This window comes from Cupriavidus sp. 05T41 (assembly GCF_056396525.1).
In genome coordinates this window covers 152,542-174,268 of record NZ_JBFTLQ010000003.1, presented here as the reverse complement: position 1 = coordinate 174,268, position 21,727 = coordinate 152,542, and the positions used below count along the sequence as shown (strand labels likewise).

Genomic DNA, 21,727 nt, shown 5'->3' with positions numbered 1-21,727 from the left:
CGCCATGCCGGGCCAGCACGATCAGGCGCCAGCCGGCTCCGCAAGCGGAGCCGGGCCGGTGACCCTGGAGACCGCGCGCCTGCGCCTGCGCCAGTGGCGCGACGCGGATTTCGCGCCGTTCGCCGCGCTCAATGCGGACCCGCTGGTGATGGCCTGCTTCCCGGCGCCGCTGGAGCGCGCTGCCAGCGATGCCATGGCATTGCGCTGCCAGGACCTGATCGCGGCACGCGGGTGGGGCTTGTGGGCGGCCGAGCGCAAGGCGGACGGGGCATTCATCGGTTTCGTCGGCCTGCACGAGCCCGCCGCCACGCTGCCGTTCTCGCCCTGCGTGGAAATCGGCTGGCGCCTGGCGCATGCATACTGGGGGCAGGGCTATGCCACGGAGGCGGCGCGGGCCGCGCTGCGCTTCGGGTTCGGGCGCCTGGGCCTGGCGGAAATCGTTTCGTTCACGGCACTGCCCAACGTCCGCTCGCGGGCTGTGATGGAGCGGGTCGGCATGGTGCCCGACGGCACCTTCGACCATCCGGCCGTGGCGCAGGGCAGCCCGTTGCGGGCGCACTGGCTGTACCGCCTKGCCGCGGCGCGGTGGCGGGCGCAAGGCGGCCCGACGTMCGCCTGAGCCCGCCGCGCGCGGGCGTGCGAGCGCGCGCGGCAAGGCCATGATCTGCGTCAATCCGCCGCAAGCGGCACGCCGCCGGCCGCGCCGGAATGGCAAGGCGTGCAACACAAAATCGGTAATAATGAGCCTCGCATTGCGCACGTCCGGCAAATGGCCGGGCGGCGCACCAATKGACGGGCCCGCGGCAACGGATCCCGACGGATCAGCCCGGGTGGCATCGTCCGGCCCTTTTTGCTACTGAACCATGCAAGCCAATTCCCGCAGTTTCTTCMTGCTGATCGCCGCGATCTCGTTCGGGCTGGTCGGCTATGCCCTCTACCTGCAGCATGTGGAAGGCTACCAGCCGTGTCCGCTGTGCGTGATGCAGCGTTTCGCCTTCGTCGCCATCGGCCTGTTCTCGCTGCTGGCCGCCATCGCGCAGAACACGCGCAGCCTGTGGCAGGGGCTGGGCATGTTGTCCGGCGTGGGTGGCATCGMGGTGGCCGGCTATCACGTGTCGCTGCTGCTGAACCCCAAGGCCAGCTGCGGCATCGACCCGCTGGAGAACTGGGTCAACCGCTTGCCGACGGCCAAGCTGCTGCCGCAGGTGTTTTTCTCGGACGGCATGTGCACCACGCCGCTGCCCCCGATCTTTGGCCTGTCGATTCCGGCCTGGTCGCTGATMTGGCTGTTMATCCTGACGGCGACGCTGGCGATCGGCATGATCCGGCGCGAGAAGAACTACCGCTGAGCGCCGGCATCGTCTGCGCAACGGCGCGCAGCCGCGGCGTATCCGGGGGCGGGCGCCCCCGGGATCCTTCCCTTGCGCGTCCAGGCGACCCTAGACGATCTGTTCGATCTGCTCCTGCAGCTCGAGCCAGCGCTCCTCCAGCGTATCGAGCTCGCCGCCGACTTCCCCTTGCCGCTTGAGCATCTCCATCAGCTTGCTCTTGTTGGCCTCGGCATAGCTGGCCTCGTCGGCCATGAAGGCATCGATMTCGCCCTTGGCCTGCTGTAGCACGGCCATGCGCTTTTCCACCTTTTCCAGTTCCTTGGTCAGCGGCTTGCGCAGCTGGGTCAGGCGCTGGCGCTCGTCGGCCTCGGCGCGGCGCTGGTCACGGCGGTTGGTGCCGCCCGCCGCGCTGTCGCYGCCGGCCGGGGCACGGTCCGCGGTGGCGGCGTTGCGCTTGGCGGCGGCCTGCTGCAGCAGCCAGTCGCGGTAGTCGTCCAGGTCGCCATCGAAGGGTTTGATCGTGCCTTCGCCCACCAGCATGAACTGGTCGGTGGTGGCGCGCAGCAGGTGACGGTCGTGGGAGACCACGATCAGCGTGCCCTCGAACTGSGCCAGCGCCATGGTGAGCGCCTCGCGGGTGTCGAGGTCCAGGTGGTTGGTGGGCTCGTCGAGCAGCAGCAGATTGGGCTTCTGCCACACGATCAGCGACAGCGCCAGGCGCGCCTTCTCGCCGCCGGAGAACGGCTCGATCGGCGAGGTAGCCATGTCGCCGCGGAAGTTGAAGCTGCCGAGGAAGTCGCGCAGTTCCTGCTCGCGCGTGTCCGGCGCCAGCCGCGCCAGGTGCTGCAGCGGCGAGTCATGGTCGCGCAGCGTTTCCAGCTGGTGCTGGGCGAAGTAGCCGATCTGCAGCCCCTTGCCCTGGCGCATCTTGCCGGCCAGCGGCTCCTGCGTGTCCGCCAGCGTCTTCACCAGCGTGGACTTGCCCTGGCCGTTGGCGCCCAGCAGGCCGATGCGCTGGCCGGTCTGGATCGACAGCGACAGGTTGTGCAGGATGGTCACGGGCGGCGCATCCGGCGCGGGCGGCGGGTAGCCGCAGTCCACGCCCTCGAGCACCATCATCGGGTTGGGCGCGGCGTCCGGCTCGCGGAACTCGAAGGCAAAGCCGGCGGCGATATGCACCGGCGCCAGGCGCTCCATCTTCTCCAGCGCCTTGACCCGGCTCTGCGCCTGGCGCGCCTTGGTGGCCTTGGCCTTGAAGCGGGTGATGAAGGATTCGAGGTGGGCGATCTCCTTCTGCTGGCGCGAGTAGGCCGATTGCTGCAAGGCCATCTGCTGCAGGCGCAGGGTCTCGAACTGGGTGTAGTTGCCGCCGTAGCGGCGCAGCTGCTGGTTCTCGATATGCACCGTGACATTACAGATCGCATCGAGGAATTCGCGATCGTGCGAAATCATTACCAGCGTTCCCGGGTAGCGGGCCAGCCAGTCTTCCAGCCAGACGATCGCGTCCAGGTCCAGGTGGTTGGTCGGTTCGTCGAGCAGCAGCAGGTCGGACGGGCACATCAGTGCCTGCGCCAGGTTCAGGCGCATGCGCCAGCCGCCCGAGAACGAGGCCACCGGCTGCGATACCTGCGCCAGCGTGAAGCCCAGCCCCAGCAGCAGCGCCTCGGCGCGCGCCGGCGCGGTGTAGCCGTCGGCATCGGCGAACGCCGCGTGGGCGTCGCCCTCAGCGGTGCCGTCGCCGCTGGCCTGGGCAGCCGTGATGCGTGCCTCGATGTCGCGCAGGCGGGTGTCGCCGTCGATGGTGTATTCCACCGCGCTGCGCATGACCGCCGGGGTTTCCTGCGCCACATGCGCAGTGCGCCATTGCGGCGGGATGAAGACGTCGCCGCCATCCGCATGCAGCTCGCCGCGCAGCATGGCGAACAKGGTCGACTTGCCGCTGCCGTTGGCGCCGACAAGGCCGACACGCTCGCCGGGATTCAGCGTCACGCTGGTGTGGTCGAACAGCACCTTGGTGCCGCGCTGGAGGACAAGCTGGTCGATTCGGATCACGGGAGGGGAAAGCTGGAGAGGGAGCGATGGCCGGCGTGGCCGGACGGTCCGGCCCGGCATGGCACGGGTCAACCCGGCATTGTAGCCGCTTCGCATGGCGATGCCCGCGAATGGACGGCGCATGCCGGACACGCCGCCCGGCAGTGACGCCAAGGGCCCGCATGCGGTCCGGAAGGGCCCCGGGACGGGGGTTCGTCTAGGTACAAACCCTTGGCCACGTAAAACTCTATTTTCATGGCGCGTGTTTTGCGTGTAAATTTATTTACATTGATGCGCATCCTTTGCATGCTTTGTTTTCGTGCATGACGCATCCCGGCCAACCCAGCAACATCCCATGTCCCTCGGCAACCACGGTAACAGCGGCACTTCCGGCAAGACCGGCAACGGCAACGGCTCGATCACCGAGCGCATCGCCCGCGCCTTGCCCGCGCTGACGCCGGCGCACCAGCGCATGGCCGAATACGTGCTGGGCAATCAGTTCCGCGCCGCCACCATGCGCATCGACGAGCTGGCCGCGGCGGTGGAAGTGTCGGTCGCCACCGCCAATCGCTTCGCCCATGCGCTGGGCTTCGAGGGCTATCCGCAATTCCGCACCGAGCTGGTGCGCKGTTTCGAAGCCACGCTTGCACCCGTCGAGAAACTGCGCACCGGACTGGAGCGGCCGGCCACGGTGGCCGCCGTCATCGCCGCCTCGCTGGACGAGGACGTGCGCAATCTCGAAGCCACGCGCCGCGCGCTCGACGCCGAGACCTGCGAGCGCGCCGTCGAAGCGATCCTGGCGGCCGAGCGCATCTTCGTGGTGGGCTTCGGCGCCAGCGGCTTCCTGGCCGGGCTGCTCCAGCATGGGCTGGACCTGTCCTGCCGCACCGTGATCTCGGTCTCGGGCTCGGGTGGCGCGTCCACCGCGGCGCGCGCGCTGTTCAAGCTGCAGCCCAGMGATCTGCTGATCGTGATCGGCTTCCCGCGCTATGTGTATGACACCGTGACCATCACGCGGCGCGCGCGCTCGCACGGCGCGCGCATCCTGGCGCTGACCGACGGACCTACTTCGCCGCTGGCGGCGCTGGCCGACATCGCGCTGTATGCGCACACCGGCCGCCAGCTCTMCGCCAACTCGGACGCAGCCGTGCTGGCCTTTATCGAAGGCCTGTGCGGCGCGGTGGCGCACCGCGCCGCGCATGCGGTCAAGGCTGCCGCCGAGATGACCGAATTCCTGCTGCCGTGGCTGCACGGCGCGCCGCCCGGGCAGGGCCGCGACGCACGCGAGCCACGCCCCGACGAAGCAGCCGAAGGGCGCGCCAGGAGCGCCCCCGCACGCCGCAAGAAGACAACCCCGAACGCATCGTGAACACCATGAACACCCCCGTGATCGCCATCCATGGCGGCGCCGGCACCATTACCCGTGCCGCCATGAGCCCCGCCAAGGAGGCGGAATACACCGACGCGCTCGCCGCCGTGCTGCAAGCCGGCCAGCGCGTGCTGGCCGATGGCGGCAGCGCGCTCGACGCCGTGACCGAGGCCGTGCGCCTGCTGGAGGATTGCCCGCTGTTCAACGCCGGCCGCGGCGCCGTGCTGACCCACGCCGGCACCTACGAACTGGACGCCGCCATCATGGACSGCGCCACGCTGGGCGCCGGCGCGGTGGCTTGCGTCAAGCGCCTGCGCAACCCGGTGCTGGCCGCGCGCGCGGTGATGGAAAAAAGCGAGCACGTGCTGTTCGCCGCCGATGGCGCCGAGGCCTTTGCCCTGGCGCAGGGCCTGGAACTGGTGGAGCCAGCGTACTACTTCACCCAGGCGCGGCACGAGCAATGGGAGCGCGCCCGCGCCACCACCGGCACGACGCTGGACCACGATGCCGCCACGCTGGCCGCCACCAGGGCAGCCGAGCCCATCGACCCCGACAACAAGTTCGGCACCGTGGGCGCGGTGGCATGCGACGCGCAGGGGCGCCTGGCCGCGGCCACCTCCACCGGTGGCGTCACCAACAAGCAGGTKGGCCGCGTGGGCGACACGCCCATCGTGGGCGCCGGCTGCTTTGCCGATGACGTGGCGGCAGTCTCCACCACCGGCACCGGGGAGATGTTCATCCGCGCCGTGGCTGCCTACGACGTGGCGGCGCAGATGCGCTACGCGGGCCTGCCGCTGGAAGAAGCCGCGCGCCGCGTAGTGATGGAAAAGCTGCCGGCCATCGACGGCCGCGGCGGCCTGATCGCGGTGGACCGCGCCGGCAACGTCACGCTGCCGTTCAATACCGAAGGCATGTACCGCGGCTTCGCCCGGGTGGGCGAGGCGGTCAACGTGTGGATCTACGGCTAGGGCAGGCAGCGCGCGCCGGCACGCCGGGGCGCGCGAAGCAACAACCTCGGCATCAACAGGCATCAACAGGTATCAAGGGGGCCAAGTGGCTGCAGCATCCTCTTCCAAGTCGGGCATCGTCCTGCCACCGCAGCGGGTGGTTTCCGTCAACGATCTCACCGTGCGCTTTTCCACCTCGGAACGCACCGTGGAGGCCGTGCGCAACCTCAGCTTCCACGTCGACCGCGGCGAGACACTGGCCGTGGTGGGCGAATCCGGCTCGGGCAAATCGGTGACCTCGCTGGCGCTGATGCGGCTGGTCGAGCATGGCGGCGGCAAGATCGCCAGCGGCAGCATGGAACTGCGCCGCCGCAACGGCCAGGTGCTCGACCTCGCCAGCGCCGACAGTGCCACCATGCGCGGCGTGCGCGGCAGCGACGTGGCGATGATCTTCCAGGAGCCGATGACCTCGCTCAACCCGGTCTTCCCGGTGGGCGAGCAGATCGCCGAGTCGATCCGCCTGCACCAGGGCAAGAGCCGCGCCGAGGCGCGCGCCGAAGCGCTGCGCATGCTGGAGATCGTGCGCATCCCCGAGGCGCGCCGCGTGCTGGACCGTTTCCCGCACCAGCTCTCCGGCGGCATGCGCCAGCGCGTGATGATCGCCATGGCGCTGTCGTGCAAGCCGGCGCTGCTGATCGCCGACGAGCCCACCACCGCGCTCGACGTCACCATCCAGGCCGAGATCCTSCAGCTSATCCGCRAKCTGCAGRMSGAGATGSRCATGGGCGTGGTCTTCATCACCCACGACATGGGCGTGGTGGCCGAGGTGGCCGACCGCGTGCTGGTGATGTACCGCGGCGAGAGCGTCGAAGAGGGCGCCTCCGAGCAGGTCTTCGCCAGGCCCGCGCATCCGTACACGCGCGCGCTGCTGTCCGCCGTGCCCAAGCTCGGCGCCATGCGCGGCACCGACTGGCCGGCCAAGTTCCCGCTGGTGCAGCTCGACCAGGGCGAGCCGCCCGCGCCCGAAGTGCCGCAGGACACGGTGCCGGCCGGCGCTTCGCCGATCCTGCGCGTGCACGACCTGGTGACCCGCTTCGACGTGCCGGGCGGCCTGCTGGGCCGCGTGGCGCGCCGCGTGCACGCCGTGGAGCGCGTGAGCTTCGACCTGTACCCGGGCGAAACGCTGGCGCTGGTGGGCGAATCGGGCTGCGGCAAGTCCACCACCGGCCGCTCGCTGCTGCGCCTGGTCGACAGCCAGAGCGGCACCATCGAATTCAACGGCCAGGACATCAGCCAGATGAAGGGCGGCGCGCTGCAGACCCTGCGCCGCAATATCCAGTTCATCTTCCAGGACCCGTTCGCCTCGCTCGACCCGCGCGTGCCGGTGGGCTACTCGATCATGGAGCCGCTGCTGGTGCACAAGGTGGCCAGCGGCAAGCAAGCCGAGCAGCGCGTGGCATGGCTGCTGGAAAAGGTGGGCCTGACCGCCGCGCATGCGTCGCGCTACCCGCACGAGTTCTCGGGCGGCCAGCGCCAGCGCATCTGCATCGCGCGCGCCCTGGCGCTGAACCCCAAGGTGGTGGTGGCCGACGAGTCGGTCTCCGCGCTCGACGTTTCCATCMAGGCGCAGATCGTCAACCTGATGCTCGACCTGCAGCGCGAAATGGGCATCGCCTTCCTGTTCATCTCGCACGACATGGCGGTGGTGGAGCGCGTGAGCCACCGCGTGGCGGTGATGTACCTGGGCCAGATCGTCGAGATCGGCCCGCGCCGCGCGATCTTCGAGAACCCGCAGCACCCGTACACCAGGAAGCTGATGTCGGCGGTGCCGATCGCCGACCCGGCGCGCCGCCACCTCCAGCGCGAGCCGCTGTCCGACGAGATTCCCAGCCCCATCCGCGCGCTTGGCGACGAGCCGCTGGTCAAGCCGCTGGTGGCCGTCGCCGGCAGCAACGCCTCCCGCCATTTTGTCGCCCGGCACGCCATCGGCGGCGCCTACTGAACCGAACCGAAGTGAACCAACGCATTTCCCAAGGAGAATCCAAGATGACCCGGATGATGACCCGATTGGCCCCTTCCAAGCTGATCGCCGGTGGCCTGGCCCTGGCCGCGCTCGGCGCAGGCCCCGCCTTTGCCGCCAAGGACGCCGTGATGGCGGTGTACTCCACCTTCACCACGCTGGACCCGTACGATTCGAACGACACACTGTCGCAGGCCGCCACCAAGTCCTTCTACCAGGGCCTGTTCGGCCTCGACAAGGACATGAAGCTGGTCAACGTGCTGGCCGAAAGCTATGAAGCCAGCAAGGACGGCCTGACGTACACCATCAAGCTCAAGAAGAACATCAAGTTCCACGACGGCACCACTTTCGACGCTGCCGCCGTCAAGGCCAACCTGGACCGCGTCACCAACCCGGCCAACAAGCTCAAGCGCTACACGCTGTTCAACCGCGTGGCCAAGACCGACGTGATMGACGCCAACACCGTCAAGGTCACGCTGAAAGAGCCGTTCTCGCCGTTCATCAACGTGCTGGCCCACCCGTCGGCCGTGATGATCTCGCCCGCCGCGCTGCAGAAGTACGGCAAGGACATCGCCTTCCACCCGGTCGGCACCGGCCCGTTCGAGTTCGTCGAGTGGAAGCAGCCCGATCACCTGAAGGGCAAGAAGTTCGCCGGCTTCTGGAAGACCGGCTATCCGAAGATCGACACCATCACCTGGAAGCCGGTGGTGGACAACAACACGCGCGCGGCCATCATGCAGACGGGCGAGGCGGACTTCGCCTTCAGCATCCCGTTCGAGCAGGCCGCGGTGCTCAAGAGCAATCCCAAGGTGGACCTGATCGCCTCGCCGTCGATCATCCAGCGCTACCTGAGCCTGAATACCACGGTCAAGCCGTTCAACGACCCCAAGGTGCGCCAGGCCATCAACTACGCCATCAACAAGGACGCACTGGCCAAGGTGGCATTCGCCGGCTACGCCACGCCGTCCGACGGCGTGGTGCCCGCGGGCGTGGATTATGCCGAGAAGCTGGGCCCGTGGCCGTACGACCCGGCCAAGGCGCGCGCGCTGCTCAAGGAAGCCGGCTACCCGAACGGCTTCGAGACCACGCTGTGGTCCGCCTATAACCACACCACCGCGCAAAAGGTGATCCAGTTCGTGCAGCAGCAGCTGCAGCAGGTCGGCATCAAGGCGCAGGTGCAGGCGCTCGAGGMCGGCCAGCGCGTGGAGAAGGTGGAAAGCGTGCAGAAGCCGGAAGACGCCGGCGTGCGCATGTACTACGTGGGCTGGTCGTCGTCGACCGGCGAGTCGGACTGGGCGCTGCGCCCGCTGCTGGCTTCCGAATCGATGCCGCCCAAGCTGCTCAACACCGCCTACTACAAGAACGACCAGGTCGACGCCGACATCGCCGGCGCSCTGCGCACSACGGACCGCGCCGAGAAGGCACGCCTGTACAAGGATGCGCAGGAGCAGATCTGGAAGGACGCGCCGTGGGCCTTCCTGGTGACCGAGAAGGTGCTGTTCGCGCGCGCCAAGCGCCTGACCGGCGCCTACGTGATGCCCGATGGCTCGTTCAACTTCGACGAGATCGACATCAAGCAATAAGGGTCGCCGGCATGCGGGCGCGTCCGGTTCGCCGCCGCGCCCGTGGCCGGGCCCGGCAGTACCTCCGCAGTAACCCGGCAGTACAGCGCAGCAAGCCGTGCACGGCCGCCTGCCCACAGATGCGGGGGCAGGGCGGGCGGCCCGCGGTCTTTTATTTTTCCGGTGCATCATGCTGAATTACTTTCTCAAACGATTCCTGGGCGTGATTCCCACACTGCTGATCATGGCAGTGCTGGTCTTCATGTTCGTCCACCTGTTGCCCGGCGATGCCGCCCGGCTCGCGGCCGGCCCCGAGGCCGACCAGGCCACGGTGGAGCTGGTGCGCCGCGATCTCGGCCTGGACAAGCCGCTGCCCGAGCAGTTCGTGCAATTCTTCTCGAACGCCGTGCGCTGGGAGTTCGGCAATTCGCTGCGCACCAAGCGCCCGGTCAGCGAGGAGATCGGCGACCGTTTCATGCCGACCCTGTACCTGACGCTGGCCTCGATGGTGTGGGCGGTGATCTTCGGCATGGTGATCGGTGTCACCTCCGCGGTCTGGCGCAACCGCTGGCCTGACCGCCTGGGCATGACGCTGGCGGTGTCCGGCATCTCCTTCCCGGCCTTTGCCCTGGGCATGCTGCTGATGGAAGTGTTCTCCGTGCAGCTGGGCTGGCTGCCCTCCATCGGCGCCGATTMCTGGAAGCACTACATCCTGCCCTCGATCACGCTGGGCGCCGCGGTGGCCGCGGTCATGGCCCGCTTCACGCGCGCCTCGTTCGTCGAGGTGCTGCAGGAAGATTTCGTGCGCACCGCGCGCGCCAAAGGCGTGGGCKAGTTCCTGGTGGTGGCCAAGCACTGCCTGCGCAACGCAATGATTCCGGTGGTCACCATGATGGGCCTGCAGTTCGGCTTCCTGCTGGGCGGCTCGATCGTGGTCGAGAAGGTCTTCAACTGGCCCGGGCTCGGGCGCCTGCTGGTGGACGCGGTCGAGATGCGCGACTACCCGGTCATCCAGGCCGAGGTGCTGCTGTTCTCGCTCGAGTTCATCCTGATCAACCTGGTGGTCGACGTGCTGTACACCGTCATCAACCCCGCCATCCGCTACAAATAAAGAGAGGCCGGCATGACCCAGCTTTCCACGCCCGCCGACGGCAACGCCGCCGCTCCCGCCACCGCCCAGGAGGCCGTGCGCACGCCCTGGACCGAGTTCTGGCGCAAATTCCGCAAGCAGCACCTGGCGCTGGGCGCCGGRGTGTTCGTGCTGCTGCTGGTGGCGATCGCAATCTTCGCGCCGCACCTGGTGCCCTATGATCCCGAGAATTTCTTCGACTACGACGCGCTCAACGCCGGCCCCTCGGCGGCGCACTGGTTCGGCGTGGATTCGCTCGGACGCGACATCTTCAGCCGCATCCTGGCCGGCGCCCGCATCTCGCTTGCCGCGGGCTTCTTCTCCGTCATCATCGGCGCCATCGTCGGCACCGTGCTGGGACTGCTGGCCGGCTACTACGAAGGCTGGTGGGACCGCATCGTGAGCCGCGTCTCGGACGTGCTGTTCGCCTTCCCCGGCATCCTGCTGGCCATCGGCATCGTSGCCATCCTCGGCAACGGCATGACCAACGTGATCTTCGCCGTGGCSGTGTTCAGCATCCCGGCCTTCGCTCGCCTGGTGCGCGGCAATACGCTGATGCTCAAGCGCCTGACCTATGTGGAGGCCGCGMGCAGCATCGGCGCCTCCGACTGGACCATCCTGATGCGGCACATCCTGCCGGGCACCATCTCGTCCATCGTGGTGTATTTCTCGATGCGCATCGGCACCTCGATCATCACMGCCGCCAGCCTGTCCTTCCTCGGGCTGGGCGCGCAGCCGCCCACGCCGGAATGGGGCGCCATGCTCAACGAGGCGCGCGCCGACATGGTCACCGCGCCGCACGTGGCGATCTTCCCCAGCCTGGCCATCTTCCTGACCGTGCTGGCGTTCAACCTGCTGGGCGACGGCCTGCGCGACGCGCTCGATCCGAAGATCGACCGCCGCTAAAGGCAGGAGCGCGGCATGGCCACCGACCTGATCCCGGACCTGATCCCCGGCCCGGTCCCGGACCTGGTACATATCGGCACGCTGCCCGCCGGCGCGCGCGGCACCATCGCCGACGTGCCCGGCGTGGCGGTGGGCCACTGCACGCTGGCGCAGGGCGCCTGCCAGACCGGCGTCACCGTGGTGCTGCCGCACGCCGGCAACCTGTTCGCCGACAAGGTGCCGGCCGCCGCCACCGTGCTCAACGGCTTCGGCAAGAGCGTGGGACTGGTGCAGGTGGAGGAGCTCGGCGTGCTGGAAACCCCCATCGCGCTGAGCAATACCTTCGCGGTGGGCGCGCTGGCGCAGGCGCAGATCCGCCAGGCCATCGCCGCCAACCCGGAGATCGGCCGCGCCTGGCCCACGGTCAATCCGCTGGTGTTCGAGTGCAACGACGGCTACCTGAACGATATCCAGGCCATGGCCGTGCAGGAGGCGCACTACGCGCAGGCCTGCGCCGCGGCCGCGGTGGAGTTCGCGCAGGGCGCGGTCGGGGCGGGGCGGGGCATGTCCTCGTTCGGGCTMAAGGGCGGCATCGGCTCGGCCTCGCGCCAGGTGGAGCAATATCATGTTGGCGCGCTGGTGCAGTCCAACTTCGGCATCCTGCCCAACTTCACGGTGGCCGGCGCGCGCCTTGGCGGCGTGCTGGCCGCGCGGCTGCAGGCGCAGGCCGGAGTGAAGACGCAAGGCGGGCCCGAGAAGGGCTCCATCATCATGATCGTCGCCACCGATGCCCCGCTCGACGCGCGCCAGCTGCGCCGCCTGTCGCTGCGCGCCGGTGCCGGGCTGGCACGCACCGGCTCGGTGTTCGGCCACGGCTCCGGCGACATCGCGCTGGCATTTTCCACGGCCTACACCGTGCCGCAGCAGGCGCACGCGCCCATGCCGGCACTGGCCATGCTGCATGAAACCCGGCTCGATGCCTTGTTCCAGGCCGCTGCCGACAGCGTCGAGCAGGCCATCCTGGGCGCGCTGTGGCAGGCCGAAAGCGTGACCGGGCGCGACGGCCACCGCCGCACCGCGCTGCGCGAACTGATGCCCGAATTGCCGCAATGGCTGCAGCGCCATGCGGCGACACCCACCAACTGATTATCCGCACAGAACCGCACCAGACCGCGATGAAGATCCTGATCTCCACCGATATCGAAGGCGTCGCCGGCGTCTTCCACGCCGAGCAGGTCCGCGCCGGCAATGGCGAATACGAACGCGCCCGCGCGTGGATGACCGCCGAGGCCAACGCCGCGGTGCAGGGCGCCTTTGCMGGTGGCGCCACCGAGGTACTGGTCAACGACTCGCACGGGGGCTTTCGCAACCTGCTGCCCGACCAGCTCGACCCGCGCGCCCGCCTGGTGCTCGGCAAGCCGCGCTATCTCGGCATGATGGCCGGCGTGCAGGGCTGCGACGGCGTGTGCATGATCGGCTACCACGGCCGCGCCCAGAGCCGCGGCATCCTGGCCCACACCATCAACAGCAGTGCCTTCGCCCGCATCTGGCTGGCCGGCCAGGAAATGGGCGAGGCCGGTTTGTACGGCGCGCTGGCCGGCGAGTTCGGCGTACCCGTGCTGATGGCCAGCGGCGACGATGTCTTCGTCGAGGAAACGCGTCCCCTGATGCCCTGGGTACGCTACGTGCGCACCAAGGAAGCCGGCGGCCACGGCAGCGGCAACACGCTGTCGCCCGGGGCGTCGCGCGAAGCCATCGCTGCGGCGGTCCAGCAGTCGGTGCGCGAAGCCGGCGGCCGGCCACTGCGCATTCCCGGCCCGGTGCAATGCCGCCTGCAGACGCAGAGCCCGGCCTACGCCGACCTCTTTTGCCAGTGGCCCACGCTCGAACGCGTGGACGGCGTGACGCTGGTGTTCGAAGCCGCCTCGGTACAGGCGGCGGTGCGCATGCTCAACTGCCTGTCGGCGATGTCGTTCATGTTGAAGTAGGGCGCGCTGGCCCGGCGGGGCGCGATGGTGGACAATGGCGGCCTGGCCGCATGGCCAGGTCCCGGAGCCAGGTGCGACCAGCCGGGCCGTTACGCAACATTCCACCGCGCCGCGCGCCGGCAGGCAAGCGCTGATTCATGACCGCAGTCAACAGCGAAAGCTGGACCCCCGTACGCAAGGATTTCGTCGACCCGGCCACGCGTTGCCACCAGCATGTGGGGCGCGCCCGGCATCACGGCTTCGGCAACGGGCAGGCGTATATCCTGCGCGACGCGCAGGGGCACGAGCACCCGTTTGGCGAGGACTGCGCGCGCGCCGTGCTGGCCGAGCCGGGCTTGCTCGACCTGGTGCCCGACTACACCGAGCGCGACGCCGGCTCGCCGGTGCCCGCGGCGACGCCGCCGTCGGCGGATGAATTCKAGCTGACCGCTCCGGTCGCGGCCCGGGCGCGCCGCCCCGGTGGCAAGCGTGACGCTGCCGCCGACGCCGCCAGGCGCCGCGCGGAGGCCCTCCGCTATCTCGTGCTGCGCATGGAAAAGGTGGCCGGCGTGCCCCGCGTGYAGCCTACGGTGCGCTTCCCGGCACTGGAGGAGGTCTACCAGGCCTACCTGGAGGCCGGCGAGCTGCCCGAGGCCCAGGTCAGGCGCATCCTCGCCATCGAGCGCAGCGCTACCACGCCGCCCAAGCTCAAGAGCGTGAACCTGCTGGATGTGTACACCGCGCACGTCAAGCTCGAGCGCGTGATCCGCGAATCCAACCGCCTGGAGCAGCAGCGCTTCCTGCGCAGCATCCATGACTGGCTGGCGCGCCACCTGGTGCTGTCGGCAGCACAGATTGCCGCGGCGGGCATCGAATTGCATCCGCACGCCTTCCGCTCGCCGCTGTTGCGCGAGGCCGGCCAGGACAAGGCTCGACCGGACAAGGCCCGCGCGGACAAGGGCTAGCCCGCCAGCCGGGCTGGCCGCGGCCTCGCGCATGGCCCGGGATGCCTGCCCTGATGGCAATAGCCGCCGAGTTGGCGTTTAATAGCGGCACCCCCCACACTTCTCGCCAGGCGCGAAATCCGCTGTCATGTCCCTGCATACCAGCTTTTCCCGCAGTTATGCCGAAGCCAGGCAGAAATTCCGCGAGGTCGCCCGCTCGGCCGGCGCCGCGCTGACGGATTTCCCGCATCCCACCAAGCGTGGCTGCGCGGACGAGGAGCTCGCCATGGATGTCGCCTGGGTGGGCGATGCCGAGGCCCGGCGCTTCCTCATGGTCACTTCGGGCATGCACGGCGTGGAGGGGTATTGCGGCTCCGGCGCGCAGGTCGCGCTGCTCGGCGATGCGGACCTGCTCCGGGATTTCGCCGATGCCGGCGTGGCGTTGCTGATGGTGCACGCCGTCAATCCCTACGGTTTCTCGCATATGCGGCGTGTCAACGAGGACAACGTCGACCTCAACCGCAATTTCATGGATTTCACCGGGCCGCTGCCCGAGAACGCGCCCTATGCCGAGGTGGCACCGATGCTGCTGCCCGGGCACTGGCCGCCGTCCGAGAGCGACCAGGCCGCGCTGATGAAGACCGTGGCCGAGAAGGGCCTGCCCTGGTACCAGGCCGCCGTGAGCGCGGGCCAGTATCACGCGCCGGAGGGCCTGTTCTTCGGCGGCAGCAAGGCCACCTGGAGCAACTACACCCTGCGCCGCGTCCTGGCGCGCTTTGGCGCCGGCCGCGAGGCGCTGCGCTGGCTCGACATCCATACCGGCCTGGGGCCCTGGGGCTACGGCGAACCCATCTACATGGGGCCGGACAAGGCCGAGCCGCTGGCGAAGGCGCGTGGCATCTGGGGCAGCAACGTCACCTCCATCTACGACGGCACGTCGGCTTCGCCCAATCTCAACGGCATGGCGTGGCTCGCCGTGCCGCAGACCCTGCCGGCGCTCGACTACAACGGCATCGCCCTGGAATTCGGCACCCTGCCGGTGAGCGAAGTCCTCGATGCGCTGCGCGGCGACCACTGGCTGCACGTGCATCCGGAAGCGGACGAAGGCCAGCGCAACCTGATCCGCCAGGCAATGTGGCACGCCTTCTACGGCGACGCCGACGACTGGCGCGAAGGCGTGGTGGAACAGGTGCGCGAGGCTGCCGTCAAGGCCCTGGCCGGCTGGTAGGGGCGCGCCAGCGGCAAGCGTGCGCCGTTGGTGCGCGCTTGCCGTATACAATTCGGCGGAGCCAAATCTGCCGGCACCGCCGCATCCCCGTCCATGCCAAATCCAACCCGGGCCTTTCTTCTGGGCCCGCTGCTGAAGGGCGTATCGCGTTCCTTCTATCTCACGCTGCGCATTCTCCCGGCCGGGATGCGCGATCCCATCGGCCTGGCGTACCTGCTGGCGCGCGCCGCCGACACGATTGCAGACACATCGCTGATCCCGCCGGCGCAACGGCTGGCCCTGCTGCTGTCCTTTCGCGACCAGGTCAACGGCGCCGCCGGCGATCCGGCGCTCATGCGCCGCATGACGGAGGAGGTCGCCGGCCAACAGCAGCAGTCCGACGAGAAGCTCCTGCTCGAATCGCTCGGTCCCGCGCTGGCGATCCTGCCCCAGCTCGGCGAGTCGGACCGGCAGGCCGTGCGCGGAATCGTGTCGACCCTGACTTCCGGCATGGAATTCGACCTGCGCACCTTCCCTGACGAATCCTCCGGCCGCATCGTCGCACTGCGGGAGATGGAGGAGCTGGACCGGTACACCTACCTGGTCGCCGGATGCGTCGGCGAGTTCTGGACCACGATGACCTACGCCCACATGCCGGGCGTCCTCAAGGGTGAATCCGGGACCATGCTCGAGCGGGGCGTGCGCTTCGGCAAGGCACTGCAGATGACCAATGTCCTGCGGGACTGCGGCAAGGACCTGCGCATCGGCCGCTGCTATCTCCCGGCGGTGGCGCTGKAGCGGCACGGCCTGAGTCCGCAGGATCTGCTGCAGGCGGGCAATTCCCTGCGCGCGCGGCCGCTACTGTTTGATCTGCTGCAACTGACGCTGCAGCACTACCGCGCGGCGCTCGACTACACGCTCGCGATTCCCGGGTCGGCGGTCCGCCTGCGGCTGGCTTGCATCTGGCCGATCGTCATCGGTCTTGAGACGTTGCTGCTGCTGGTCGACAACCCCGAGTGGCTGGACCCGGCGAAGGTCTCCAAGATCGGGCGCAAGAAGGTGTACCGGGTGATCGCCGGCTCGCTGCCGGCGGTCGCGTCGGATACGCTGGTGCGCGGGTGGGTGGAGCACCTGATKAAGCGGGTGGAGGCGCGCATGGCGCTGGCCCGCCAGCCTGCGTCGCTCACTGCGCCATCCTGAAATCGAACGATGGCGAGCTTGCGGATCGACATGGTGAGCACTCCTTGCTGACGCTGTTTGCGATGGCTGGAGTGTAGGCAGCCGCCACGCGCCGGATAAGAGGCGCCGCCCGCAAGGCAGTTTTCTGGTTTCGAGATCCATCGCGGGAGGTACGGCGCACGCCGGCGCTGGCCGCTTATGCCCGCAACTCCCGGATGCCCTTGCCCAGCCGCCGGCGCAGCAGCGTCCGCAGCGTGACACCGCTGGCGTAGCCCACCTGCTCGGCGACGCGGTCCACGCTGTGCTTGCTCGTTTTCAGCAGGTGTACCGCGCGCTCGATGCGCAGGTCCTGGATGTACTCGACCGGGGTCTTGCCCAGCACGTCGAACAGGCGCCGCGACAGGGTGCGCTTGCTGATGGCCAGCGCACCGGCCGCCTCGTCGAGGATGATCGCCGTATCGAGCCGCTCGCGCACCCAGCGGTCGAAGCGCTCCACCAGCGGATCGGCGTGCGCGAGGTGGTCGGCGATGATGTAGGCGGACTGTGACGTGCGCGAATCCACCACCAGGTAGCTGGCCACCAGCGCCGCCAGCTCGGGGCTGTTCTGCCGGATCAGCCACAACGCCAGATCGACATGGCTCAGCGCCGCGCCGGCGGTCAGCACGGCGCCGCTCGGCACCACGATGCGATGGGCGTCCAGGCGCACGGCGGGGTAGCGCTGTCGGAACAGCGGTGTCAGCCACCAGGTGGTGGTCGCCTCGTGTCCGTCCAGCAATCCGCTTTCCGCCAGCACGAAGGTGCCGATACATGCCGCGGCCATGCGCGCGCCGCCGCTCGCCCAGGTGCGCAGCAAGGCCAGCGCGTCGGCCACGTCGTCACGGCCGAGCGCGGGCACCAGCGCATCGGGCATCTTGGCGCCCAGCGCAGGCACGATCACCCAGTCCGGCGCGGGCGCCTCGGCGGCGGGCCGCACCGGCACCTGCATCCCGAGTCCGCTGTGCACGGTGGGGCGCACGCCGACCAGGGTGATGTCGAATCCCGGCGTCTGCACACCGGTCGCCTGCGCCAGCTGGTTGGCGGTGGTCAGGGCGTCGAGCACGGTGGCAAGTCCGGTATCGAACACGCCTTCCAGCACGAGAACGGCAATCCGCATGGCAGGATCGATATCAAAGTTGTCAATCGAGACAGTATTGGCGCGCAACGCAAGCTTGTAAAGTGGCATCACCGCGCGGCACTACCCATCCACCGACAGGAGTACCAAGATGATCAAGCATGCATTTTTCGTCCGCCTCGAAGCCAGGCCGGGCAAGGAGCAGGCGGTCGCCGATTTTCTCGCGGCCGGCCTCTCGATGGCCAACCAGGAAGCGGCCACGCCGATCTGGTTTGCCCTGCGGCTGTCGCCCACGACCTTCGGCATCTTCGATGCCTTCGAAACCGAAGAGGCCCGCCAGGCGCACTTGGACGGACCCATCGCCCAGGCCCTGATGGCGAACGCCGATACGCTGCTGGCCAAGGCCCCCTCCATCGAGCCCATCGACGTGCTGGGACTGAAGAACCGGGCCGCGGCAAGCTGACCGCCAGCGTGGCCGGAGCGGCGTCGCGCTGCGCCGGTCCGGCCGGGGGCATGACCGTTGCCTTGCACGATCCGGGCAACACCGCGACAAAGCCACCGGAGGGCGGTTGCAGCCGTTCTTGAAGCACCCGCCGCTCCCGCAGCGCAACCCTAGGCCTGTGGTGTGCCCTCGCCGCCGTGCGCGGCGTTGTGCTCGCCCAGCGCCGCCACGCGATCGTCGCTGGCCGGCAAGCCCAGCGAGAACCTGACCGGGAAGCCCAGCGTGATGGCGTCTTCCCCTGGCAGGGGGCGGATCATATTGCGCGCCTGCACGTGGGGGTCGGCAAACAACTCGCGCGCGCCCAGTGCGGGGGAGAAGGGAATATCGAGCGAGCCGAACACTTCGGTCCACTCTGCCAGGGTCCTGGCCAGGAAGATGCCGGCGAGCAATCCATGCACTTCCTGCTTGTGCTGCTGGCGCCCGGGGCGCGAAGCGAAACGGCTGTCGAGCAGGGCCGGAAACGCCGCGCCGAGTGCGTCGCACAGGTTCAGCCAGAACTTGTTCTCGAGAATGCCCATGGCGAGATGGCGGCCATCGCGTGTGGCGAAGATGTCGTTCTCGGGCATGACGGTCGGCGATGCGTGGGGCTGTGCCTCGTAGTCGCGTGCCGCCCATGCGCCATGGGCTGTCCAGGACAGGACGGCGTCGTGGATGGACACATCCAGATGCTGCCCGCGCCCATGCTGCCGCGCGCTCATCACGGCCACGGCCAGGGCCAGCGCCGCGTAGCCGGAGGCGGCGTAGTCGGAGATGCGGGCGCGCGGCCGGGACACCTTGTCCTCGACCTGCACCGGCACCGACCAGTAGCCGGCCAGCGCGAGGTAGTTCAGGTCGTGGCCGGCGTGGTCCGCGTAGGGCCCGGTCTGGCCGAATCCCGAGATGGAGCACAGCACGATGGCCGGATTGACTTCGGCGAGGGCGTCATAGCCCAGGCCGAGCCGTTGCATCACGCCGGGGCGGAATCCTTCCACTACGGCATCCGCATTGCGCACCAGCTCCAGGAACGCGGCGCGCCCTCCGGCGGATTTCAGGTCGAGCGCGTGGGAGCGCTTGCCGCGGTTGAACTGGGCATACACGGCAGGGCCGAGCTGGCGGGAGGTATCGCCCACGCCAGGCTGCTCGACCTTGATGACGTCGGCGCCAAGCTGCATGAGCAGGCTGGTGGCGTGGGGGCCCGGCAGCAGCTGGCTGATATCGAYGATCTTGACGTCCTTCAGGCAGGACCACTMTGGTTTCATGATCTGGTTTGCTCCCATGTGCTTCAGCTGAGATCGCCGCTCATGCCGATCGACTGGATCAGCTTGCCGTAGCGGGTGGTATCGGCAGTCACCATGCCGTTGAACTGGGCGGGCGAAGCGCTGCGGCGCAGCTCCCCCGCGTTGGCCTTGAGCTGTGCGTCGAGGCGCCCGCCGGCCTGCAATGCGGTGACGGCCGTGAACAGCCGCTGGGTCAGCTCGGCGGGGAAATGCGCAGGCGCGAACAGGCCGCTCCAGTTGTCGATGACCACGCCGGGCGGCAAGGCCTCGGCGAGCGTGGGTATCGCCGGGAAATACACCGAGCGCGCGGCCGACGAGACCGCCAGCGCGCGGATCTGCCCGTTGCGCAGATACTGCGTGGCCGTGCTCAGTACCGGCATGCCGAATTGGGTCTGGCCGCCGAGCATGGCGGTGATGATCTCGGTGGCGCCCTTGTACGGGATATGGACCGCCTCGGTGCCGGTCTGGTGCAGCAGCGCCTCGACCGCCAGATGCGCGATGCTCCCCTTGCCGCCCGAACCGTAGTTGAGCTTGCCGGGGGCGCGCTTCATTGCCGCGAACAGCTCGGCGGCCGTCTTGTAGGGCGCATCGGCGGGCACCACGAGCGCGGTCGGGCCGCCGGAAAGCGCGGCKATCGACGTGAAGTCGCGCGCGGGGTCATAGGGCATGCTGCGGTACATATGCACGTTGATGACGTGCGAATTCGCCAGAATGCCCAGCGTGTACCCGTCCGCGGCGGCGCGCTTCAATGCCAGCGCGCCGATCACGCCGCCGGCGCCGGGCATGTTCTCGACGACCAGCGGCTGGCCCAGTTGCGAGCCGAGCTCCACCGACAGGGTCCGCGCGATATTGTCGGGCGCGCTGCCCGCCAGGAACGGTACKATCAGCCGGATGGGGCGGCTGGGGTAGGGCGCGGCGGATCGCGCCGGCGTCCAGATGGTGCTCAGGGCAGCCGCGCTTGCGGTGGCAAGCCAGGATCGGCGGTTCATGGGTGGTCTCCGTGCAACTTGCGCAGTATTCCTGCGCCGGTCTTTGTCAAACAGCGGTCTTGCCGGGCAGCGGGCCCGCTCAAGCCTTCGCCTGCATGGGTTCGAGGATCGCGCGGGCGATGGTGTTGCGCTGGATCTCGCTGGTGCCGGTAAAGATCCGGAACATGCGCAGCTTGCGGTAGGCCTGCTCGACCGGGTGGCCGCGCGTCACGCCTACGTTGCCGTGGATCTGCACCGCCTTGTCGGCCACCTCGAAGCAGCGCTCCGAGACAAACAGCTTGCACGCCGCAGCCTTCATGCGCAGGTCGGCGCCGCCATCGGCCAGCATGGCGGTCTGCGCGATCATGCTTTCGCAGGCCCACAGCGCGGCCGCCATGTCGGCCAGCATGTGCTGGATCGCCTGGAATCGCGCGATGGGCCCGCCGAACTGGCGGCGCCTGCCGGCGTACTCCACCGACGATGCATAGACCTTGGTCGCCAGCCCCAGCATGGTGGGGCAGTGCAGCAGCCGGTTGACATTGATGCGCGACATGCCGAGCTTGAAGCCGTTGCCCTCGCCGCCGAAGATGTTGGCGCGCGGCACCCGCACGTTCTCGAAGCGGATATCGGCGTCGATATGCTGGCCCGACATCGGCACGTAGTCGGTATTGACCGTGACGCCGGGCAGGTCCAGGTCGACCAGCACGGCGGTGATCGCCGGCGGCGAGGCGGCCGCGTCGGTGACGCACATGACGATGGCGAAATCGGCAAACGGCGCGCCGCTGATGTAGTGCTTGTGGCCGTTGATGACCAGCTCGTCGCCATCGGCGACGGCGCTCGTGGTGATGCTCTGCGCGTCCGAACCCGAATGCGGCTCGGTGAGCGCGAAGCAGGTTGATTTCTCGCCGCGGATCACCGGCTGGAAGTAGCGCGCCAGTTGCGCGGGCGTCGCGTACTTGAGCATATTGCCCACGCGCGGCGGGCCGCCCAGGTCTCCCAGCACATGCGGTGCCAGCACGGCGCCGCTGACGGCGAGGTCCKCCTTGAGCGCGCACTGCTCGGCGATGTTCAGGCCCTTGCCGCCCAGTTCGGCGGGCAGGCAGGCCGCATAGAGTCCCAGCTCGCTGGAGCGGCGCCAGACGCCGCGCAGCACCTCCTTCGGCCAGGCGTCTTCGGAGCCGAGCCCGAGTTCCTTCTCGAGCGGCAGCAATTCCTCTTCGATATAGCGGCGGATGCCGGCGCGGGTCTCGGCCAGCACGGGGTTGCTCAGGTTATCGAACATGCCGTTCTCCTTGGATGTCGCATTGACTGGTTGACGA

19 protein-coding genes are annotated in these 21,727 nt (G+C 68.7%); 14 read left to right on the top strand and 5 right to left on the bottom strand.

Going from position 1 to position 21,727, the window contains the following annotated elements; translation table 11 throughout:
- Positions 1-4: 4 nt before the first annotated feature.
- Entirely contained in the window at positions 5-619 is a 615-nt protein-coding gene (locus tag AC1DKV_RS02990; protein ID WP_477137448.1) for a GNAT family N-acetyltransferase, read from the top strand.
- Between the two features lie 244 nt (positions 620-863).
- Entirely contained in the window at positions 864-1,349 is a 486-nt protein-coding gene (locus tag AC1DKV_RS02985) for a disulfide bond formation protein B (protein WP_477137447.1), read from the top strand.
- Positions 1,350-1,439: 90 nt separating this feature from the next.
- On the opposite strand, the gene AC1DKV_RS02980 is transcribed toward AC1DKV_RS02985, so the two are convergent.
- Complete coding sequence (locus AC1DKV_RS02980; protein ID WP_477137446.1) at positions 1,440-3,383, bottom strand: ATP-binding cassette domain-containing protein; 1,944 nt, start codon at positions 3,381-3,383, stop codon at positions 1,440-1,442.
- Between the two features lie 334 nt (positions 3,384-3,717).
- Here AC1DKV_RS02980 and AC1DKV_RS02975 point away from each other — a divergent pair, with 334 nt between their 5' ends.
- The 11 genes from AC1DKV_RS02975 (at position 3,718) to AC1DKV_RS02925 (ending at position 16,592) form a co-directional block, all read left to right on the top strand.
- Complete coding sequence (locus tag AC1DKV_RS02975; protein ID WP_477137445.1) at positions 3,718-4,731, top strand: MurR/RpiR family transcriptional regulator; 1,014 nt, start codon at positions 3,718-3,720, stop codon at positions 4,729-4,731.
- A 5-nt stretch (positions 4,732-4,736) separates the two neighbouring features.
- Positions 4,737-5,699, top strand: coding sequence for an isoaspartyl peptidase/L-asparaginase family protein (locus tag AC1DKV_RS02970; protein ID WP_477137461.1), 963 nt, complete (start codon positions 4,737-4,739; stop codon positions 5,697-5,699).
- 85 nt (positions 5,700-5,784) lie between these two features.
- Positions 5,785-7,680, top strand: coding sequence for a dipeptide ABC transporter ATP-binding protein (locus AC1DKV_RS02965; protein WP_477137444.1), 1,896 nt, complete (start codon positions 5,785-5,787; stop codon positions 7,678-7,680).
- A gap of 53 nt (positions 7,681-7,733) precedes the next feature.
- Positions 7,734-9,281: a glutathione ABC transporter substrate-binding protein GsiB gene (gene gsiB / locus AC1DKV_RS02960; RefSeq protein WP_477137460.1), complete on the top strand. Its 1,548-nt coding sequence runs from the start codon at positions 7,734-7,736 to the stop codon at positions 9,279-9,281.
- A 169-nt stretch (positions 9,282-9,450) separates the two neighbouring features.
- Complete coding sequence (gsiC, locus tag AC1DKV_RS02955) at positions 9,451-10,371, top strand: glutathione ABC transporter permease GsiC (protein WP_477137443.1); 921 nt, start codon at positions 9,451-9,453, stop codon at positions 10,369-10,371.
- 12 nt (positions 10,372-10,383) lie between these two features.
- A complete protein-coding gene (gene gsiD / locus AC1DKV_RS02950) occupies positions 10,384-11,295 on the top strand; it encodes a glutathione ABC transporter permease GsiD (RefSeq protein ID WP_477137442.1) in 912 nt (303 codons plus the stop codon).
- A 15-nt stretch (positions 11,296-11,310) separates the two neighbouring features.
- On the top strand, positions 11,311-12,420 hold the full coding sequence (locus AC1DKV_RS02945) for a DmpA family aminopeptidase (protein ID WP_441613435.1): 1,110 nt from the start codon (positions 11,311-11,313) through the stop codon (positions 12,418-12,420).
- Between the two features lie 29 nt (positions 12,421-12,449).
- A complete protein-coding gene (locus tag AC1DKV_RS02940) occupies positions 12,450-13,262 on the top strand; it encodes a M55 family metallopeptidase (RefSeq protein ID WP_441613436.1) in 813 nt (270 codons plus the stop codon).
- Between the two features lie 137 nt (positions 13,263-13,399).
- Positions 13,400-14,206: a hypothetical protein gene (locus AC1DKV_RS02935; RefSeq protein WP_477137441.1), complete on the top strand. Its 807-nt coding sequence runs from the start codon at positions 13,400-13,402 to the stop codon at positions 14,204-14,206.
- 127 nt (positions 14,207-14,333) lie between these two features.
- On the top strand, positions 14,334-15,413 hold the full coding sequence (locus AC1DKV_RS02930; protein WP_441613438.1) for a M14 family metallopeptidase: 1,080 nt from the start codon (positions 14,334-14,336) through the stop codon (positions 15,411-15,413).
- 93 nt (positions 15,414-15,506) lie between these two features.
- On the top strand, positions 15,507-16,592 hold the full coding sequence (locus tag AC1DKV_RS02925; RefSeq protein WP_477137440.1) for a phytoene/squalene synthase family protein: 1,086 nt from the start codon (positions 15,507-15,509) through the stop codon (positions 16,590-16,592).
- Between the two features lie 175 nt (positions 16,593-16,767).
- Here AC1DKV_RS02925 and AC1DKV_RS02920 read toward each other — a convergent pair whose 3' ends face one another.
- Positions 16,768-17,724, bottom strand: a complete 957-nt coding sequence (locus tag AC1DKV_RS02920) for a GlxA family transcriptional regulator (RefSeq protein ID WP_441613440.1) — start codon at positions 17,722-17,724, stop codon at positions 16,768-16,770.
- 109 nt (positions 17,725-17,833) lie between these two features.
- On the opposite strand from AC1DKV_RS02920, the gene AC1DKV_RS02915 reads away from it, so the two are divergent.
- The gene (locus tag AC1DKV_RS02915; RefSeq protein WP_441613442.1) at positions 17,834-18,145 is read left to right on the top strand and encodes a putative quinol monooxygenase; all 312 of its coding nucleotides are present in this window, start codon (positions 17,834-17,836) and stop codon (positions 18,143-18,145) included.
- Between the two features lie 149 nt (positions 18,146-18,294).
- Here AC1DKV_RS02915 and AC1DKV_RS02910 read toward each other — a convergent pair whose 3' ends face one another.
- The 3 genes from AC1DKV_RS02910 to AC1DKV_RS02900 all read right to left on the bottom strand — a co-directional run bounded on the left by AC1DKV_RS02910 (position 18,295) and on the right by AC1DKV_RS02900 (position 21,690).
- On the bottom strand, positions 18,295-19,422 hold the full coding sequence (locus tag AC1DKV_RS02910; RefSeq protein WP_477137439.1) for a CaiB/BaiF CoA transferase family protein: 1,128 nt from the start codon (positions 19,420-19,422) through the stop codon (positions 18,295-18,297).
- A gap of 23 nt (positions 19,423-19,445) precedes the next feature.
- Entirely contained in the window at positions 19,446-20,429 is a 984-nt protein-coding gene (locus tag AC1DKV_RS02905) for a tripartite tricarboxylate transporter substrate binding protein (protein WP_441613444.1), read from the bottom strand.
- A 79-nt stretch (positions 20,430-20,508) separates the two neighbouring features.
- Positions 20,509-21,690 (bottom strand): acyl-CoA dehydrogenase family protein, encoded by a 1,182-nt coding sequence (locus AC1DKV_RS02900; protein ID WP_477137438.1) that lies wholly within the window; start codon positions 21,688-21,690, stop codon positions 20,509-20,511.
- Between the last annotated feature and the right edge of the window lie 37 nt (positions 21,691-21,727).

Excerpts from the sequence above, each read along its gene's own strand:
- AC1DKV_RS02930 (WP_441613438.1), top strand. The coding sequence starts at position 14,334 with ATGTCCCTGCATACCAGCTTTTCCCGCAGTTATGCCGAAGCCAGGCAG.
- AC1DKV_RS02920 (WP_441613440.1), bottom strand. The coding sequence starts at position 17,724 with ATGCGGATTGCCGTTCTCGTGCTGGAAGGCGTGTTCGATACCGGACTT.
- AC1DKV_RS02915 (WP_441613442.1), top strand. The coding sequence starts at position 17,834 with ATGATCAAGCATGCATTTTTCGTCCGCCTCGAAGCCAGGCCGGGCAAG.